General features: G+C 67.3%; 12 protein-coding genes. 4 read left to right on the top strand and 8 right to left on the bottom strand.

Annotated elements, in window-relative coordinates:
• Window positions 1–695: 695 nt before the first annotated feature.
• The 3 genes from ACZK0Z_RS13645 to ACZK0Z_RS13655 are packed head-to-tail and all read right to left on the bottom strand — an operon-like array spanning window position 696 to window position 8,442.
• The gene (locus ACZK0Z_RS13645) at window positions 696–3,776 is read right to left on the bottom strand and encodes an efflux RND transporter permease subunit (protein WP_197632469.1); all 3,081 of its coding nucleotides are present in this window, start codon (window positions 3,774–3,776) and stop codon (window positions 696–698) included.
• Window positions 3,773–7,294, bottom strand: a complete 3,522-nt coding sequence (locus tag ACZK0Z_RS13650) for an efflux RND transporter permease subunit (RefSeq protein WP_197632470.1) — start codon at window positions 7,292–7,294, stop codon at window positions 3,773–3,775. The genes ACZK0Z_RS13645 and ACZK0Z_RS13650 overlap by 4 nt, the downstream gene beginning before the upstream one ends.
• On the bottom strand, window positions 7,291–8,442 hold the full coding sequence (locus ACZK0Z_RS13655) for an efflux RND transporter periplasmic adaptor subunit (RefSeq protein WP_021204157.1): 1,152 nt from the start codon (window positions 8,440–8,442) through the stop codon (window positions 7,291–7,293). Before ACZK0Z_RS13655 ends, ACZK0Z_RS13650 begins: the two co-directional genes overlap by 4 nt.
• 205 nt (window positions 8,443–8,647) lie before the next feature.
• Between ACZK0Z_RS13655 and ACZK0Z_RS13660 the strand changes: the two genes are divergently transcribed.
• Both ACZK0Z_RS13660 and ACZK0Z_RS13665 read left to right on the top strand, forming a co-directional pair.
• A complete protein-coding gene (locus tag ACZK0Z_RS13660; RefSeq protein ID WP_005413034.1) occupies window positions 8,648–9,037 on the top strand; it encodes a c-type cytochrome in 390 nt (129 codons plus the stop codon).
• A gap of 9 nt (window positions 9,038–9,046) precedes the next feature.
• Complete coding sequence (locus ACZK0Z_RS13665; protein ID WP_019661289.1) at window positions 9,047–9,508, top strand: c-type cytochrome; 462 nt, start codon at window positions 9,047–9,049, stop codon at window positions 9,506–9,508.
• A 227-nt stretch (window positions 9,509–9,735) separates the two neighbouring features.
• Here ACZK0Z_RS13665 and ACZK0Z_RS13670 read toward each other — a convergent pair whose 3' ends face one another.
• The gene (locus ACZK0Z_RS13670; protein WP_197619936.1) at window positions 9,736–11,619 is read right to left on the bottom strand and encodes an ATP-binding cassette domain-containing protein; all 1,884 of its coding nucleotides are present in this window, start codon (window positions 11,617–11,619) and stop codon (window positions 9,736–9,738) included.
• Window positions 11,620–12,049: 430 nt separating this feature from the next.
• Window positions 12,050–12,925, bottom strand: a complete 876-nt coding sequence (locus ACZK0Z_RS13675; protein WP_049431524.1) for a LysR family transcriptional regulator — start codon at window positions 12,923–12,925, stop codon at window positions 12,050–12,052.
• Window positions 12,926–13,026: 101 nt separating this feature from the next.
• Between ACZK0Z_RS13675 and ACZK0Z_RS13680 the strand changes: the two genes are divergently transcribed.
• Together ACZK0Z_RS13680 and dbpA are read left to right on the top strand one after the other, a co-directional pair.
• On the top strand, window positions 13,027–14,106 hold the full coding sequence (locus ACZK0Z_RS13680) for a YeiH family putative sulfate export transporter (protein ID WP_197632471.1): 1,080 nt from the start codon (window positions 13,027–13,029) through the stop codon (window positions 14,104–14,106).
• A 113-nt stretch (window positions 14,107–14,219) separates the two neighbouring features.
• Entirely contained in the window at window positions 14,220–15,596 is a 1,377-nt protein-coding gene (dbpA, locus tag ACZK0Z_RS13685) for an ATP-dependent RNA helicase DbpA (RefSeq protein ID WP_049431518.1), read from the top strand.
• A gap of 92 nt (window positions 15,597–15,688) precedes the next feature.
• Here the strand turns inward: dbpA and ACZK0Z_RS13690 are convergent, their stop codons facing one another.
• The 3 genes from ACZK0Z_RS13690 to ACZK0Z_RS13700 all read right to left on the bottom strand — a co-directional run bounded on the left by ACZK0Z_RS13690 (window position 15,689) and on the right by ACZK0Z_RS13700 (window position 19,008).
• Window positions 15,689–16,225 (bottom strand): adenine phosphoribosyltransferase, encoded by a 537-nt coding sequence (locus ACZK0Z_RS13690; protein WP_111202596.1) that lies wholly within the window; start codon window positions 16,223–16,225, stop codon window positions 15,689–15,691.
• 495 nt (window positions 16,226–16,720) lie between these two features.
• Window positions 16,721–18,286: a protein adenylyltransferase SelO gene (locus ACZK0Z_RS13695; protein ID WP_197633762.1), complete on the bottom strand. Its 1,566-nt coding sequence runs from the start codon at window positions 18,284–18,286 to the stop codon at window positions 16,721–16,723.
• A 32-nt stretch (window positions 18,287–18,318) separates the two neighbouring features.
• Window positions 18,319–19,008: a glutathione S-transferase family protein gene (locus ACZK0Z_RS13700; protein ID WP_049428208.1), complete on the bottom strand. Its 690-nt coding sequence runs from the start codon at window positions 19,006–19,008 to the stop codon at window positions 18,319–18,321.
• Window positions 19,009–19,063 lie beyond the last annotated feature (55 nt).

The raw sequence follows: 19,063 nt of genomic DNA on the forward strand, positions 1-19,063 counted from the left end.
AATCTGTAGCGCCCGAGCCCATGCTCGGGCGACGCCGCAACGCGGCGAACAGCAGCCGAACACCGGCTCGGCTCTACATGGGCACGGAATCTGTAGCGCCCTTAGCCCACGCTCGGGCGACGCCGCGACGCGGCGAACAGCAGCCGAGCATCGGCTCGGCTCTACATGGGCACGGAATCTGTAGCGCCCGAGCCCATGCTCGGGCGGCGCCCGCGACGCGGCGAACAGCAGCCGAGCATGGGCTCGGCTCTACATGGGCACGGAATCTGTAGCGCCCGAGCCCATGCTCGGGCGGCGCCCGCGACGCGGCGAAGTGCAGCCGAGCATGGCTCGGCTCTACATGGGCACGGAATCTGTAGCGCCCGAGCCCATGCTCGGGCGACGCCGCAACGCGGTGACCAGCAGCCGAGCATGGCTCGGCTCTACATGGGCACGGAATCTGTAGCGCCCGAGCCCATGCTCGGGCGACGGCGCGACGCGGCGAACAGCAGCCGAGCATGGCTATGCCGGCCGTCTTGGCCGACACCCTCCGGGCCGTCGCAAGCGACGTTGGCAGCGGCTCCTGCCGCTGCCTTCGGCTCTACAGAGGCAAACAGACGCGGCGAGCAAAAAAAAGGGGGAGGCCGCCCCACTACGACCGGCCTCCCCCACACCACAACACGTTGATGTGCATTACGGTCGAGCAAGCTCGACCACTACACCGGGGTACCCGCCACGACCTCCAGGCCACGCGCGCGGCGGATCAGCCGCGTCACGGCATTGCGCAGGTCATCGAGCACCGCATAGATCGTCGGCAGGAACAGCAGGCTGACCACGGTCGAGAACGCCAGGCCGCCGGCAATCGCGCGCGCCATCGGTGCGTACTCCGGGCCGTTGCCGAACATCTGCGTGTTGGTCAGCGAGATCGGCACCATCGCCAGGATTGCCGTGCCCATGGTCATCATGATCGGGCGCAGGCGCTCGCGGGAGCCTTCCACCAGTGCCTGCGTCCGGCCCATGCCGCCGCGCCGCAGGTTGTTGATGTGCTCGATCATCACGATGCCGTTGTTCACCACCACGCCCATCAGCACCAGGATGCCGATGAAGGACATGATTCCGAACGAGGTGCCAGTGATCCAGAACAGCCAGAACACGCCGAAGATCGAGAACAGCACGCCGCTCATGATCGCCGCCGGGAACAGCAGCGACTCGAACACTGCCGCCATCACCACGTAGATCATCACCAGCGCGATCAGCAGGTTGAACACCATCTGCTGCATGGCCTCGTCATCGTTGCCGTAGTCGCCACCATCGAAGGTGAAGCCATAGCCTGCCGGGAAGTTCATCGGCTTGAGCACCGACTCCATCGCCTTGCGGCCATCCGGCGCGGTGACTTTCTCGGCCAGGTTGGCCTTGATGGTCAGCGTAGTCTGGCGGTTGGTGCGGCCGATCTGGGTGGCTGACGAACCGACGTCGACGGTGACCAGGCTCAGCAGCGGCACGCTGCGGCCATCGCCGGTACGCACGCTGAAACCGGCCAGGTCTTCCGGGCTGCTCTGCTCGGCACCCGCGAAACGCACCCACACCGGCACTTCGTTGTCGCCACGGCGGAACTCGCGCATCGGTGCACCGCGCAGCGCCAGGCCGACGAAGCTGGCGACCTGTTCGGCGTTGAAGCCGAACGCCGCCGCACGCTCGCGGTCGACACGCACCTTCAGTTCGCCGCCCTTCTCGCCATTGTCGATGCGCACGTCGCGCAGCTCGGCACGCTGGGCCAGCAGCGGCACCACTTCCTGGCCGATCTCCTGCAGCATCGAACTGGAATCGCCGACCAGCTGCACCTGCACGCCCTGGTTGCCGCCACCGCCGCCATCACCACCCTGGTTGCCGACGAAGTAGTCGGTACGCGCCGACTTCGGCAGCCCCTTGCGCAGTTCTTCCTGCAGCGCCTTGATGTCCTTGGCGTACTTCTCGTCCAGGGTGACCACGGTCGAGCTGCCTTCCTGCTCGCTGTACCAGGAGTACACCTGCTTGACGTGCAGGCGCTCGCGGTTGGCGTCGATCCAGTTCTCCACCCGCGCCACTTCCTCTGACATCTGCCGGTAGGTGTAGGCGCCCTTCCACATGTAGCCGATGAAGATGTCCTTGCCGCCGTCACCACCGAACATGTCGATCTTGGTCAGCTTCATCGGCACCAGGCTGACCAGCACCACCAGCAGAATGCCAAGCAGGCTCCAGCCGCGGTGGCGCAGCGACCAGTCCAGCAGCCTGGCGTAGCGGCGTTGCAGGCGCGCGATCAGGCCGGTCTGCGAGTGCACCAGCTTGGGCGTGGCCATGCGTGCGGACAACATCGGGATCAGGCTGACCGCGACCAGCCACGAGGCCAGCAGCGAGACCGAGATGGTGATCGCGATCTGCGCCATGAAGATGCTGATGTTGTTGGTCTCGCCGAACAGGTTCGGCACGAACACGATGCAGTGGCACAGCGTGCCGGCGCTGAGCGCGATGGCCACGTTGCGGGTGCCGATGATCGAGGCCAGCCGCGGCTGCCCCGGCAGGCGCTCGCGCTCCTGGTAGATGCTCTCCACCACCACCACGGCGTTGTCGACCAGCATGCCCACCGCCAGCAGCAGGCCCATCATGGTCAGGATGTTCAGCGTCACCCCGACGAAGTACATGAAGCCCAGGGTGATGGTGAAGCAGATTGGAATGGCCAGGGTCACCATCAGCGTCGATGGCCAGTGCCGCAGGAAGAAGAACAGCACCGTCACCGACAGGATCAGGCCGACCGCACCGGCCTCGGCCAACTCCAGCAGCGAGGAGGTCACCGCCTTGCCCTGGTTGTCGATCACCTTGATCTGGACGTCGCGCATCGACGCTTCGGCACGGATCGCTTCAACCTCCGCCAGCGCCGCGCGCGACACCTCCACCAGGTTGGCGCTACGCTCCTTGAAGATGTCCAGGCCAACCGCCGGGTTGCCGTCCAGGCGGCGCCCGTAGTTCATCCGCGCCGGCTTCAGGCGCACGTCGGCGATGTCGCCCAGGCGCAGGCCCTTGGCGTTGATCACCAGGTCGCGCATTTCCTGCAGGTCGGTGATCTCGCCCACCGGCTGCACGCGCACGCGCTGCCCGTTGTCATCGATCTGCCCGGCCGAGATCGAGAAGTTCAGCGTGCGCAGGCGCTCGCTGAGCTCATTGATGCTCAGGCCATGCGCGTTGAGCCGGTTCGGGTCGATGGCAATCTCGACTTCGTTCGGCGGCGCACCGGTGATGTCGACGCGGGCCACGCCGGGAATGCGCTCGATGCGCCGCTTGAATTCGCGGTCAAGCATGTCGTACGCGGTGGTCAGGTCGGTGGTGCTGGCCAGGCGCACCTTCAGCACCGGCTGGTCGCTGCTGGACCACTTGAACACGTTGTAGCGCTGCAGGTCATCGGGCAGGTCGCTGCGGATCGCATCGATGCGCTCGCGGGCATCGGACGCGGCGATGGCGATGTCGCGGTCCCAGTCGCTGAACTCGATGAAGATCAGCGCCGCTTCGGAGGTAGCCGACGAACGCATGCGCTTGATGCCGGTCATCGTCGCCAGCGATTCCTCCACCGGGCGGATGATGGTCCGCTCCACTTCTTCCGGGGTTGAACCGGTATACGGAATCTGTACGAACAGGAACGGCGCGGAGATGTCCGGCAGCGCTTCCAGCGGCAGCCGGAACGAGGCGATCAGGCCGATCACCACCAGTGACACGAAACACATGATGGTGGTGACCGGGCGGCGGATGGAGAACTCGGCAACACTCATGCCGGTTCCTCCGCGCCCGCCTCACTGCCCGCCACACCCGGCTCGATCTCACCGGCGTGCTTGCGGCCACGCTCGCGGTAATAGGCATCACCGCGGCGATCCATCAGGTCGTACACCACCGGGATCACCAGCAGGGTCAGCAGGGTCGACACCAGCAGGCCACCGATCACGGTGATCGCCATCGGCGCGCGCACTTCGGCGCCCTCGCCCATCGCCACCGCCAGCGGCAGGAAGCCGAACAGCGTGCACAGCGTGGTCATGATGATCGGCCGCAAGCGCGAGCGCGCACCTTCCACCAGCGCTTCATGCTTGGCCACGCCGGCCTCGCGCAGCTGGTTGACCTTGTCGATCAGGATGATCGCGTTCTTGGTGACCAGGCCGACCAGCAGGATCAGGCCGATGAACACCACCACCGAGATGGGCTTGCCGGTCAGCATCAGCGCCAGGATCGCGCCGACCAGTGCCAGCGGGATGGTGAACAGGATCACGAACGGATGCAGCAGCGACTCGAACTGCGAGGCCATCACCAGATAGACCAGGAAAATCGCCAGGCCGAAGGCGAAGATCAGCGATTTCGCCGCCTGCGCCAGCTCCTCGCCCTGGCCGCCGATGTGCAGGCCAACGCCCGCACCCAGTGGCTGTTCGGCCACCATCTGCTGCACTTCGCGCATGGCAGCGCCCAGATCGATGTCACGCAGGTTGGCCGAGACCACGGCGACGCGGGTCTGGTCGGCGCGATGGATCTCGCTGGGGCCGGTGGTGGCGACTACGTCGGCTACTGCGTCCAATGTGACCGGACGGGTGCTGCCCGGATTGACGATCAGCCGGCGGATGCTCTCCACGCTGGCACGGTCGCCCTCCTGCGCACGCACCAGCACGTCGATCTTGCGATCGCGGAAGCTGTAGCGGGTGGCCACGTCGCCGCGCACCTTCTTCACCACCACATCGGCGATCTGTCGGGTGGTCAGGCCCAGTGCACCGGCACGCTCCTGGTCGAAGCGGATCTGGATTTCCGGGAAGCCCTCTTCCACCGTCGACTTCACGTCGGCGTAGTGTGCATTGCCACGCAGCATCGCCGCCAGGCGCTGGCCAGCCACTTCCAGCGTCGCCATGTCCTGCCCGCGCAGCTCGATTTCCAGCGGCGTGGAGAAGCTGAACAGCGCCGGCCGCGCGAAGTCGACCTGTGCACCTGGATGCTGGCCCATGGTGTCACGCAGGCGCTCGGTGATCTCCGCTTCGGTTCGCGCGTTGCCACCGCCTTCCATCACCACGGTCAGCTTGCCGATGTTCTCGCCGCTCTCGGTCGGGCTGGCATCCAGGCGGGTGCCGCTGCCACTGACGCCGTACAGCGAGGCCACGCCCTCGCCGTTGCCGTGGGCCAGCTGCAGTTCGCGCACCAGCGCATCGGTCTGCTTCAGCGGCGTGCCGGCCGGCAGCTTCACCGTCATTTCGAAGCGGTCCTGAGCCAGCTGCGGGATCAGGTCGGCACCAAGCATCGGCACCAGCGCCATGGTCGCCACGAAGATGATCGTGGCCACGCCCAGCACCTTGCCCGGATGGGCCAGCGCGCTTGGCAGCAGCCGCAGGTAGCCGCGCTCGGCACCGGCATAGGGCTTCATCGCCAGGTCGCTGGCCTTGCGCATCACCGGGCCGACCACCGCCACCACGCCACGCCATGCACGCACGACCAGCCAGGCCAGTGCATAGAAGCTCCAGCGCGCGGTTGCGACAGCACCACGGCGACCCAGTGCCACCGGCTTCTGCCAGCGGTTCTGCGGATGCCACGGTTCGTTCGGTGCTTCTTCCGGGAACGCCAGCGGCGGCCGTCCCTTCAGCGAGCTGAGCATCGGGATCAGGGTCATCGACACCAGCAGCGAGATCGCAATGGCGATCGCCACGGTCAGTGCCTGGTCGCGGAACAGCTGGCCGGCGATGCCGTCGACGAACACCAGCGGCAGGAATACCGCGATGGTGGTCAGGGTCGAGGCGACCACCGCCATGCTCACTTCGCGGGTACCGACGATGGCCGCCTGCAGGATGCCCAGGCCACGCTCGCGGGCCTTGGCGATGCTCTCCAGCACCACGATCGAGTCGTCCACCACCAGGCCGGTCGCCAGCGCCAGGCCGCCCAGCGACATCACGTTCAGGCTCAGGCCGAGCTGGCCCATGAAGAAGAACGTGGCGATGATCGAGACCGGCAGCGACAGGCTGATCACGAACGTGCTCCAGCCATCACGCAGGAACAGGAAGATGATCAGGATCGCCAGCAGGCCGCCGATCACTGCATCCTTCTTGACGTCGGCGATGGCGTGCTCGATGAAGCGCGACTGGTCCTCGATGGTGGTCATCTCGACATCGGACGGGAACGTGCCCTTGATCTGCCCCAGGCGCTTGCGCAGCGCTTCGGCGGTGGACACGGTGTTGGCATCGCCTTCCTTGTAGATGGCCAGCTCAACCGACTCCTTGCCGCCCAGGCGGATCACTGCTTCGCGTTCCTTGTAGCCCTGGCGCACGGTGGCCACGTCCTTCAGGCGCACCGGCACACCATTGGCGACCACGCTGGAACCACCGCCGGACGATGCGCTCTGCGCCGCCGAGGCCGCCGCGATGGCGGCCGCCGAACCGGTCGATGCGGCGATGTTGAACATCTGCTGCAGCGCCGAGTCGGCCGCGCTGCCGTTCGACGCCTGGGTGGTGACCAGCAGGTTGCGGATTTCCTCCAGGTCGGCGAACTGGTTGACGGTACGCACCAGGAAGCGCTGCGAACCCTCCTCCAGGCGACCGCCGGAGATGTTGATGTTCTCGTCCTTCAGGCGCTTGATGACGGTGTCGATCGGCAGGTTCAGCTGCGCCAGCTTCTGCTGGTCGATGTCGACCTGGATCTCGTCTTCCAGGCCGCCACCGACCTTGACCGCCGCCACGCCGGTGACCGGCTCCAGCTTCTTCTTCAGGTCTTCATCGGCATAGCGGCGCAGGCCGGTCAGCTCGCGGATCGCATCGGCATCGGTGGCCGGCGCGGTCTTGCTGGACAGCACCAGGCGCATGATCGGCTCGGTGGACGGATTGAAGCGCAGCAGCACCGGGGACTTGGCCTCCAGTGGCAGGTTCAGCGCTTCCATCTTGTCGCGCACCTCCAGGCTGGCCTGGTCCATGTTGGTGCCCCAGGCGAACTCCAGCACCACATCGCTCTGGCCGGTGCGCGAGACCGACTTCAGCTTGCGCAGGTTCTTGACCACGCCCACCGCTTCTTCGACCGGCTGGGTGATCAGGGTTTCGATTTCGGTCGGCGCCGCACCGGTGTACTCGGTGCGCACGGTCAGCGTCGGGTAGCTCAGGTCAGGCAGCAGGTTGACCTTGAGGTTGCCCAGCGCGATCAGGCCGAACAGCAGCAGGGTGACCGTGCACATGGCGATGGTCACGCGGCGGCGGGTGGCGAATTCCACCAGGCCGCCGCGCATGCTGGCGGCGGCGCCGTCGCTCGCCGGCGAGGCACCGTGGTCGTGGCCCGGGGCGGTCATTGCTTGCTCCCGGCCTTGTCCGCCGGCTTGGCGGCCGCTGCAACCGTCTTCGCCTTTGCCTTCGGATCGGCGATCACCTGCACCGCGGTACCGTCGCGCAGCGCGACCTTGCCGGCGGTGACCACCTGATCACCGGCCGCCAGGCCATCACGGATCTCCACCCACGGGCCCTCGGCGTAACCCAGCTTGACCGGAACGCGTGCGACCTTGCCTTCGCGCACCCGGAACACCGCCGGCTCACCGTCGTCGAGCAGCGCCAGGCGCGGCACCACAAGCGCATCGGCACGCTGGTCGTAATCGATGCGGATGCGCCCGAACATGCCGGGCTGCAGCGCATGGGCGGCGCCATCGAAGGCACTGACCACGCGAAACGTGCCGCTGCCCGAATCCACCACCGGCGCGATGCGGTCGACGGTGCCGGTGAAGCTCTGGCCCGGCAGCGCATCGGCAGCCAGCGTCACCGGCTGGCCGGCACGCAGCGTGGCCAGTTCGCGCTCGGGCACGTTGAGGGTGGCTTCCAGGCGCGAGTTGTCGACGATGCGGAAGATCGGCGTGTTGATCTGCACGAAATTGCCGGTCTTGATCGAGCGCGAGGCGATCACGCCGGAGATCGGCGCCACCACCGTGGTGTAGGACAGTTCCAGCGTCGCCAGGCGGTACTGCGCGCGGACGTTTTCCAGATCAAAGCGCAGCTGGTCGACATCGGCGGCACTGACCATCTGCTGGCCAACCAGTTTCTGGGCGCGCTGGTAGTTGTTTTCCAGCTTGCGCATCTGCGCTTCGCTCTGGGCAACAGCCAGGCGTGCGCGATCCGGGTCCAGCCGCACCAGCGGCTGGCCAGCGGTCACCCGCTGGCCTTCCTCGACCAGCACCGCCAGCGCCACGCCGGAGGTCTTGGCGACCACCTGCGATTCGGCGCGCGGCTCCAGCGCAGCGGTTCCGGTGTAGCTGGCCGCGACCGCACGGTGGCTGGCCACCGCCACTTCGACCGGCACCGCGTCGACCTTCTTCTCCTCCTTGGTCTCGGCGGCCTTGGCTTCGGAATTGGGCCCTGCGGCGCAACCGCCCAGCAGCAGGGAGGTGGAGATCAGCAGTGCGGCGGCACAGATTCCGCTGCGACGGCCGGACAGGAAGGTTGGGTGCGACATCGTCAGGTCCCTGGAGGATGCGTGGACAGGTGTGGTAGCAAAGTAATGCACCACTTCACGGCCACACCATATCCCAAAGGTCATGGTGCCTTCACGCCACCGGTCGGGCCGACCCCATTTCAGCTAGATGAAACCTGAGGCTATACTCGGGTCGTTCCGTACCCCACGCCGGAACGACCAGACCCGAATCCCCGGAAACGACACCATGCGCCCGCAGCCGCTCGCCGCTTGTCTCGCTCTGGCCGTCCTCCTGCCCCTTGGGGCCGCCGCACAGCCCGCTCCTGCTCCTGCCACACCCGCTCCGGCCCCGGCTCCTGCCGCTGCGCCGGCGCCTGCCGCGCCCACCGGCAACTTCGACAATGGCCGCGTGCTGGCCTACACCTGCCAGGGGTGCCATGGCATCACCGGCTACAAGAACGCCTACCCCAGCTACCGGGTGCCGAAGATCGGCGGCCAGACCCAGCAGTACCTGGCCCAGGCCCTGACCGAGTACCGCCAGGGCAAGCGCCGGCATCCAACGATGCAGGCGCAGTCGATGAGCTTCAGCGAACAGGAGATCGCCGATCTCTCTGTTTACCTGTCCACCGTCAAGTAAGGCCCGCCCATGTCGAAAGCCGCGCATCCGATGCGTCATGCCATCGCCCTGTCCGTTGCCCTGCTGCTGGCCGCCTGTTCGCAGTCGCAGGTGGAAAACAGCGAGAAATCCGCCGCCGACCCGGGCCATGCCAGCGGCGAACACGGCTCTTCTTCTTCGGCCGGCCTGCCCGCAGGCCGCGAGGCCGCCGGTGAAGCCCGCGCCAAGGTGAAGGGCAAGGCCACCAACCAGAGCTGCATCGACTGCCACGGGGCTGACGGTAACGCGCCGATCGACCCGACCTATCCGAAGCTCGGTGGGCAGTACGGCGACTACCTGGCGCATGCCCTGCAGGCCTACCGCGCCGGTGACCGCCAGCACATGCTGATGACGCCGCAGGCGAAGGACCTGAGCGATCAGGACATCGCCGATCTGGCCGCGTATTTCGGCAGCCGGCCGAGCCAGCTGCGGGATCTGCACGGGGTCAAATGACCGGCCCCGGCGGGTGCGGAATCCGCTTTGGTGGGTGCGGACCTTGGTCCGCACTGATGCAGGAATCCACGGACCTACCAGCCGAGCATGGGCTCGGCTCTACAGCGCCTGCTGGCATGCCTCGGTAGAGCCGAGCCTACGCTCGGCTGCACTCGGGCCAGATCGCGATGAGCCGAGCATGGGCTCGGCTCTACATCAATAGCCTCGCCGCTGGCGCCGACCGGCGCTCAGCCTTCCAGCTCTTCCCAGCGCGCGTACGCGGCATCCAGCTCGGCCTGCACCCTGGCCAGCTGCTGGGTATGCGCGGTAACTTCGGCGCTGCTGCGGGTGTAGAACGACGGGTCGTTCATCGCCGAGGTCAGCCCTTCGACATCGCCTTCCAGCTTTTCGATGGTCTTCGGCAGCTGCTCCAGTTCGCGTGCTTCCTTGTAGGCCAGCTTGCGCTTGGGCGCGGCCGGAGCCGCGGCAGCCGGGGTAGCCGGTGCGGCGGCCGCCGGCTTGGCGGCGGGGGCTGCGGCAGGCGCCGCGATGCTGGCCGCATAACGCTGCCAGTCGCTGTAACCGCCCACGTACTCGCCGATCACGCCGTCGCCTTCCATCACCAGCGTGGAGGTCACCACGTTGTCGATGAAGTCACGGTCGTGGCTGACCAGCAGCAGCGTACCGGTGTACTCGCCCAGCAGCTCTTCCAGCAGCTCCAGGGTTTCCACGTCCAGGTCGTTGGTCGGTTCGTCCATCACCAGCAGGTTGGACGGCTGCGCGAACAGCTTGGCCAGCAGCAGGCGGTTGCGCTCGCCACCGGACAGGCGGGTGATCGGCGCACGCGCACGTTCCGGGGTGAACATGAAGTCCTGCAGGTAGGCATGCACGTGCTTGCGCTTGCCGTTGAACTCGAGGAAATCGCGGCCTTCGGCCACGTTCTCGATCGCGCTCCAGTCCTCGCGCAGCACCGCACGGTACTGGTCGAAGTAGGCGATCTGCAGATTGGTACCGGCGTTGACCTCGCCCTTGGCCGGCTGCAGTTCACCCAGCAGCAGCTTCAGCAGCGTGGTCTTGCCACTGCCGTTGGGGCCGATCAGGCCGATGCGGTCGCCACGCAGGATGGTGGTGGTGAAGTCGCGGACCATGGTGCGCTCGCCGAAGGCGAACGAAATGTCCTTGACGTCGATGACCTTCTTGCCGGAGCTGACGCCCTGCGCGGCTTCCATCTTGACGTTGCCACTGAGATCGCGGCGCTGCGAACGCTCGGTACGCATCGCCTTCAGGCGGCGCACGCGGCCTTCATCGCGGGTACGACGCGCCTTGATGCCCTGGCGGATCCACACTTCTTCCTGCGCCAGCAGCTTGTCGAAGCGCGCGTTTTCCTGCGCCTGTGCGTTGAGGCGTTCCTCGCGGCGGCGCTCGTAGTTGGCCCAGTCGCCCGGCCAGCTGGTGACCTGGCCGCGATCGATCTCGACGATGCGGGTGGCCAGTGCGCGCAGGAAGCGGCGGTCATGGGTGACGAACACCACGCTGCCGCTCCAGCCCTTCAGGAACGCTTCGAGCCAGTCGATGGCTTCGATGTCCAGGTGGTTGGTCGGTTCGTCCAGCAGCAGTACGTCGGGGCTGGACACCAGCGCGCGGGCGAGCAGCACGCGGCGCTTCATGCCGCCGGATAGGCGGCCGAATTCGGCATCGCCGTCGAGATCGAGCTTGGTCAGGGTTTCGCTGACGCGCTGGTCCAGGCCCCAACCGTTGGCGGCGTCGATCTTGGCCTGCACGTTGCCCAGTGCTTCGCCATCGAACACCTCGGCGTGGCTGAGGTGGTGGAATTCGGCCAACCACTGGCCCAGTTCGCCGAGGCCATCAGCGACGACGTCGAACACCGAACCGGCGGCGCCATGAGGCACCTCCTGCTCCAGGCGTGTGACGCGCACGCCCTGCTGCACGCGGACTTCGCCGTCATCGGGCTTGTGGTCGCCGGACAGCAGCTTGAGCAGGGTGGATTTGCCGGCGCCGTTGCGGCCGATCAGGGCGATGCGTTCGCCCGGCTCGATCGACAGTTCGGCCTTTTCCAGCAACAACGGGCCGCCGACGCTGAAGTCGACGTTCTGCAGAGTAATCAGAGGCATCCGGATATTGTACGGGTTGGGGGCGTCGGCCGGGTTGCACCCGGCACCCGCAGAGGCAACGTCAACCGCCGAAGCAACAGCTGAAGCGGGTTTCCTGTGGGATGGCGGGGCGGTGTGGGTATGCAGGACACGCCGTAAACCCATCCATGGGGGCTCGATGGCGCCATCCATGGCGCCAACGGTCCTGCATACCCACACCGCCCCGCCTTCGACAGATTTCCGCAATCTGTCGGAACTGCATTCTGCTCCGGTGGGTGTCGACCTTGTCTGTCGGAACGGCATTCCGCTCAGGTGGGTGTCGACCTTGTCTGTCGGAACGGCATTCCGCTCAGGTGGGTGTCGACCTTGGTCGACACGGTAGATCCACGCCATGCGTGGATGAACGCTGCAGGGACTGTCGACGGATGGAATCGACTTGGAATCTGATGGCTTACCCCACCTCCCCCAACAACGCCTGCAGCCCCGGCAGCCATTGTTTGCCCGGGTGGCGCACCAGCCACAGGGTGCGCTGCAGGGCGGGCAGCGGGGTCTCGAGTACGCGCAGGCGGCCGAGGGCCAAGGGTTCTTCCAGCGCGTGGCGCGAGAGGCAGGCCAGGCCGAGGCCGGCGATGGCGGCCTGCTTGATCGCTTCGGTATTGCCCAGCTGCAGGGTCTGGGCGAAGCCACGCAGGTGCGGCAGCAGCGCCTGTTCGACGGCTTCGCGGGTGCCGGAGCCGGGCTCGCGCAGCAGCCAGCGGGCAGCGCGCAGTTCGTCCAGTGACCAGCTGGCGGGGGCATCGGCGGCAGCCACGATCACCAGCGGGTCCTGCTGCCAGGCGGTCACCTGCAGGCCGCGCTCGTGGCACGGGCCTTCGATCAGGCCGGCGTCCACGTCCAGGCGCTGCACGGCAGCGACCACGCCGGCACTGTTGTCGATGCGCAGGTCGACCTCGGCCTGCGGCGCCTGGCGCAGCAGGTCGGCGATGCGCGGCGGCAACAGGTAGTTGCCGATGGTGGTACTGGCGGCCAGCACCAGCCGCAGCGGTGCGCCCTGCCCCGGGTCGCCGCCGGCGGCCAGCTGCCGCTCCAGATCGGCGGCGTTGACCAGCAGCGTGCGTGCAGGCTCCAGCAGCGCGCGGCCGTGCCCGTTCAGCGCCAGGCGGCGGCCGATGCGGTCGAACAGCGGGGTGCCGAAGTGTGCCTCCAGCTCCTGCAGGGCGGCGCTGCTGGCCGACTGAGAGAGCGCGATGGCCTGGCCAGCGGCGGTGGTGCTGCCGTGATCGGCGATGGCGACGAAGACCTGCAGCTGGCGCAGGGTCAGGCGCATGGAAATTACCCGCTGGATAGGTAGGTTTCACCCATATTATTCGTTTTACAGGTCATCGTCTCCGGCGCACGCTTGCCCCATCTCTCCAGCGCTGCCGTGCCATGAACGTCCCTGCCCTCTCCCCCTGGACCCTGCCCGCCCTGCGCCAACGCTGGCAGCCGCGCCTGCCCGGCCTGATGCTGGTCGGCCTGATCGCAGCGGCGTCGCTGTACCTGGCCGAGCTGCCGTGGCTGCAGGCACACGGCCTGAGTGCGCTGACCGTGGCCATCGTCGCCGGCATCGTGATCGGCAACACCCTCTATCCGCGGCTGGCACCGAGCAGCGCGGCCGGTGTTGGTTTCTCCAAGCACTGGCTGCTGCGCGCCGGCATCGTGCTGTACGGGCTGCGCCTGACCTTCCAGGACATCGGCCATGTCGGTGTCAGCGGCGTGCTGATGGACGTGCTGGTGGTTGCCAGCACCTTCGGCCTGGCCTGCTGGCTGGGCGTGCGCGTGTTCAAGATGGAACGCGAGGCGGCCATGCTGATCGGCGCCGGCAGCGCGATCTGCGGCGCCGCGGCGGTGATGGCTGCAGAACCGGTGGTGCGCGGGCGCGCAGCACAGGTCACGGTGGCTGTGTCGACGGTGGTGGTGTTCGGCACGCTGGCGATGTTCCTGTACCCGGCGCTGTATGCACTGGTGCAGTCGCACGGCTGGCTGGCGATGGACGCACGGCAGTACGGCCTGTTCACCGGTGCGACGGTGCATGAAGTAGCACAGGTGGTGGCCGCCGGCCGTGCGGTCAACGAAGCGGCGGCTGATACCGCGGTGATCACCAAGATGGTGCGGGTGATGCTGCTGGCGCCGTTCCTGATCGCGCTGTCGCTATGGCTGGCACGTGGGGGCAAGGCCAGCGCCGACGGCAGCAAGGCGCGCATCGTGGTGCCGTGGTTCGCGTTCGGTTTCGTGGCGGTGGCCGGTTTCAACTCGCTGCACCTGCTACCGGCTGGCCTGCAGGCGGGGCTGGTGCAGCTGGATACCGTGCTGCTGGCGATGGCGATGGCTGCGCTGGGTCTGACCACCCACGTCTCGGCGCTGCGCCAGGCGGGCCTGAAGCCGCTGCTGCTGGCGCTGATCCTGTTCGCCTGGCTGCTGTTCGGTGGCCTGGCGATTCATCAGGGCGTGCTGGCGTTGCTGGGCTGAGTCTACCCCCGATGTAGAGCCGAGCCGACGCTCGGCTTCAGAGGTGAAGCAGCCGAGCATCGGCTCGGCTCTACAAAGGGCAGCCGCGCGCGACCGGACGGGTACAATGCGCCATGACTGACTTCTCGACCCTGCCGCTGAGCCCGGCCCTGCAGCCCGGCCTGGACGCCCTCGGCTACACCACTCTCACCCCCGTGCAGGCGCAGAGCCTGCCGGCCATCCTGGATGGCCGCGATGTGATCGCACAGGCGCCGACCGGCAGCGGCAAGACCGCCGCCTTCGGCCTGGGCCTGCTGCAGTCCATCGACCCCAGCCTGATCCGCGTGCAGGCGCTGGTGCTGTGCCCGACCCGCGAACTGGCCGACCAGGTCGGCAAGCAGATCCGCAAGCTGGCCACCGGCATTCCCAACCTGAAGCTGTTGCTGCTGGTCGGTGGCGTGCCGCTGGGCCCGCAGCTGGCATCGCTGGAAGGCCATGACCCGCACGTGGTGGTCGGTACGCCCGGCCGCGTGCAGGAGCTGGCACGCAAGCGCGCGCTGAATCTTGGCGCGGTGCGCACGCTGGTGCTGGACGAGGCCGACCGCATGCTCGACATGGGCTTCGAGGAGCCGATCCGCGAGATCGCCGGCCGCACCCACAAGGACCGCCAGAGCCTGCTGTTCTCGGCCACCTTCCCCGACAGCATCCGCGCCATGGCGCGTGACCTGCTGCGCGAGGCGGTGGAAGTGACCGTGGAAGGCGCCGACCAGGCACCCGCGATCCGCCACATGTTCTGCGAGGTGGAACCGGCACACCGGCAGAAGGCATTGGCCGGCCTGCTGCTGAAGTACACGCCGGAATCGGCGGTGGTGTTCTGCAACACCCGCAAGGACGTGGACGAAGTAGCCAACTCGCTGCAGCAGTTCGGCTTCTCCGCGCTCGCCCTGCATGGCGACATGGAGCAGCGCGATCGCGAGGAGGTGCTGCTGTTGCTGGCCAACCGCAGCTGCAACGTGCTGGTCGCCAGCGACGTGGCCGCGCGCGGCCTGGACGTGGAAGAGCTGGCCGCGGTGATCAACTACGAGCTGCCGACCGACGTGGAGAGCTACCAGCACCGCGTGGGCCGTACCGGCCGTGCCGGTGCCAGCGGCCTTGCGATCAGCCTGGTGGCCGGCCGCGAAAAGACCCGCGCCGAAGCCATCGAAGCGCAGATGGCGCAACCGCTGGATTGGCAGAAGACGCCGCTGGCGACCGCGCGCCCGGCCGAGCTGCCGCAGGCCGCGATGCGCACGCTGCGCATCGACGGTGGCAAGACCGACAAGCTGCGCCCGGGCGACATTCTCGGTGCACTGACCGGCGACGCCGGCCTGTCGAGCAAGTTCATCGGCAAGATCGCGATCTTCCCGACCCGTTCCTACGTGGCGATCGCCCGTGAGCAGGTCAACAAGGCCGTGGCCAAGCTGGAAGCCGGTAAGATCAAGGGCCGTCGCTTCCGCGTGCGGATGATGTGATTGACGCAGCGTTGCCAACCACGGTTGGCAACGACCGGCTCCCGGCCATTCGCTCTGGCAGGTGCCAACCTTGGTTGGCACCCATCCTACGGTCAGAACACCAGTTCGGTGTGCAGCGGCAGATCCGCTTCCCAGCGCGCACGGCCGCCGAGGCCATCGAGCTCGACCAGTACGCCGGCACCCACCACCTCTACACCCAGGCGACGCACCAGCGACAGCGCGGCGACCAGCGTGCCGCCGGTGGCCAGCACGTCGTCGATGATCGCGACGCGGGCACCGGCCGGCAGCGCATCGGCGTGCACCTCGATGCAGTCGCTGCGGTATTCCAGCGTGTACTCCTCGCGCAGCACCTGGCCCGGCAGCTTGCCCGGCTTGCGCACCGGCACGAAGCCTACGCCCAGTTCCAGCGCCATCGCGGCGCCGAGGATGAAGCCACGCGATTCGATGCCCACCACCGCGTCCAGCTTCTGGTCGCGCCAACGGTCGGCCATTGCGGTGATCGCACCACGGAAGTCCTCGCCGTGGGCGAGCAGCGGCATGATGTCCTTGAAGAGGATGCCGGGCTTGGGGAAGTCGGCGATGTCGCGCAGGCGGGAGGCCCACTGCGGAGCGACGAGGGCGTCGGTCATGTCACGTTGGCTATCTGATGGCGGCATAGGGTACCTGTTCCGGGCGCCGGCTGCCTGTTGGGGGTGTTCGGCCGGGCTGCGCCCGGCACCTGCAGAGGCCACGGCACAAGCAAAAGCGAAAGCAAAAGCCGTATTCCGAGGGATGGCGGGGTGGGCCCGCCTTCGATAGTTTCCTGCGATCTGTCGGAACGGCTCGTGGGGTCAGATCCGTTTTCCGCAGGAAAACGGATCTGACCCCATTCTCGTATAACGATATCTGACAGATGTGTCGACCAAGGTCGACACCTACCCACAGCAGCGGGAATCTGTCGGAGGTGGGGCGGTGTCGGAGTGCGGGGTGTCAGCCGCATGGATGCGGCTGCCAAGCCCCCAGGGATGGGTTTACGGCGTCCCCGCACTCCGACACTGCCCCGCCAAACCACGGAATCCAGCCTTTGCTCTGGCTGTTGACCTGGCCTCTGCGGGTGCAGGGCGCAGCCCTGCCGAACCCCACCCTCAGGAACTGCAGGAAAGCATCGAGCAGCCGGCGCGGTTGTCGGCCCACGCCGGGCGTTTGCCGGCGAAGTGCTCGAGCCCCGGGCGTTCGGTGTACGGGTCGCGCAGCACATCCTGCAACGCATGAACACCGCCGAGGTCGCCCTGTTCGGCGCGATCGATGGCCTCCTGCGCCAGCCAGTTGCGCAGCACGTACAGCGGATTGGCCGCGGCCATCTTCGCCGTGCGTTCGCTGGCCGACAGCGTATCCATGCGCAGCCGCGCCGCGTAGTCCTGGAGCCACTGCTGCAACGGTGCCTGCACCGACTGCTGGCGCGCCTCGTCGTAGTACACCGCGTCCAGCAGGCCCACATCGGGCGACGCTGGATCAACGCGCATCAGCGCGCGCCAGGCCAGCGTCATGTCCATGCTGCCGTCCTGCATCAACTGCTGCCAGCGCAGGTAGAGCTGCAGGTCCTCATCATCGGCCGCAGCCAGGCCGAGCTTGGCCGCTGCATCGCGACGGGTGCAGGCAACGAACGTGGACTGGTACGCCGCCAATCCTGCCTGCAGCGGTTCGACATCGGCAAACAATGACGACAACGCCTGCGCCAATCGGCTCAGGTTCCAGTACGCCACCTGCGGCTGGGTACCGAAACGATAGCGCCGGCCTTGGGCATCGGTGGTGTTCGGCGTCCAGTCCGGATCGAAGTCCTCGACCCATCCATAGGGACCGTAATCCAGCGTGAGGCCGAGCACGGACAGGTTGTCGGTGTTCATCACGCCATGGACGAAGCCCACGCGCATCCAGTGCGCGATCATCTCGGCGGTGCGCACCGCGATCTGCGCGAACCAATCGCCATACAGCGCCTCGCCCTGCCCTTCCAGCTCGGGGAAATCGCGGGCGATGCAGGCATCGACCAGCTGCTGCAGCAAGGCGGTTTCACCACGCGAGGCCGGCAGTTCGAAGGAACCGAAACGCAGGAACGAAGGCGATACCCGGCACACGATGGCGCCGGGCTCGGCACGCGGGTGGCCGTCGTAGAACATGTCGCGCACCACGTCTTCGCCGGTGCCGACCAGCGACAGCGCGCGCGTGGTCGGCACGCCCAGGTGATGCATCGCTTCACTGCACAGGAACTCGCGGATGGACGAGCGCAGCACCGCGCGACCATCGGCGCCCCGCGAATACGGGGTCGGGCCGGCACCCTTCAGCTGCAGCTCCCAATGACCGCCATCCGGTGCGACCACTTCGCCCAGCGAGATCGCGCGGCCATCACCCAGCTGCCCCGCCCAGTGACCGAACTGATGGCCGCCATAGTTGGCCGCCCACGGCTGCATGCCGGGGTATAGCGCATTGCCGCCGAATACGCGCGCGAAGCCTTCGCTCTCAACCTCAGCGGTATCGAAGCCGAGCATCGTGGCAACGTCCGGCGACCAGGCCAGCAGCGTGGGGACTGCCACGGGCGTCGGCATCACCGGCGACCAGGCGGCGCCCAGTACTTCGCGGCGACGCGGGCCGGATTCGGGGTCACCCGGCAGGGCATTCAGCAGGCGATTGTCGAAACGGGGGCTGTCGGTATCCATGGGGTTGAAGATGGGGGCGACCGCCGCCCGCCTCAATTGCCGCTGAGCGCCTGCAGATGCCCGCCATGTGCTTCGGCGCGCTGATAGGCCGGGCGCTCGCTGATGCGCTTGAGGAAATCGCGTAGCGCCGGCTTGTCATCCAGGCCACCACCACGGGCGGCGGCAGCCTGGATCGGGAAGCTCATCTGGATGTCGGCCGCGCTGAACCGCTCACCCGCGAACCAAGGGCTTTCGGCCAGGCGGCGCTCCATCCAGTCCAGGTGCAGGCGCCTTTGCGGGCCAATGAAGCCACGCTCGGCCTTGTCGGCGATGCTGCGCGCGATCGGGCGCGCAAAGAACGGCATCGGCGCGTTGCGGATGCGGCCCATCACCAGGGTCAGCAGTAGCGGCGGCATCGCCGAGCCTTCGGCGTAGTGCAGCCAATAGCGGTAGGCGATGCGCTCGGCGCCATCGGCCGGCGTCGGTGACGGCGACAGCTGGCGCTGGGTGTCGTAACGGTCGGCGAGGTAATCCAGGATTGCGCCGGACTCGGCCAGCACCAGTTCGCCATCCTGCAGCACCGGCGACTTGCCGAGCGGATGCACGTTGCGAAGCTCCGGCGGTGCCAGCAGCGTCTTCGGATCGCGCGGATAGCGGCGCAGCTCGTAGTCCAGCCCGAGCTCCTCCAGCATCCACAGCACGCGCAGGGAACGGGAGTTTTCCAGGTGGTGGACGATGCGCATGGGGACGATCCTTGGGGAGGCCCACATCGTACCGTGATGGCTGCATGCCCCATGT

It is taken from the genome of Stenotrophomonas sp. 116085_Sma (assembly GCF_056479585.1).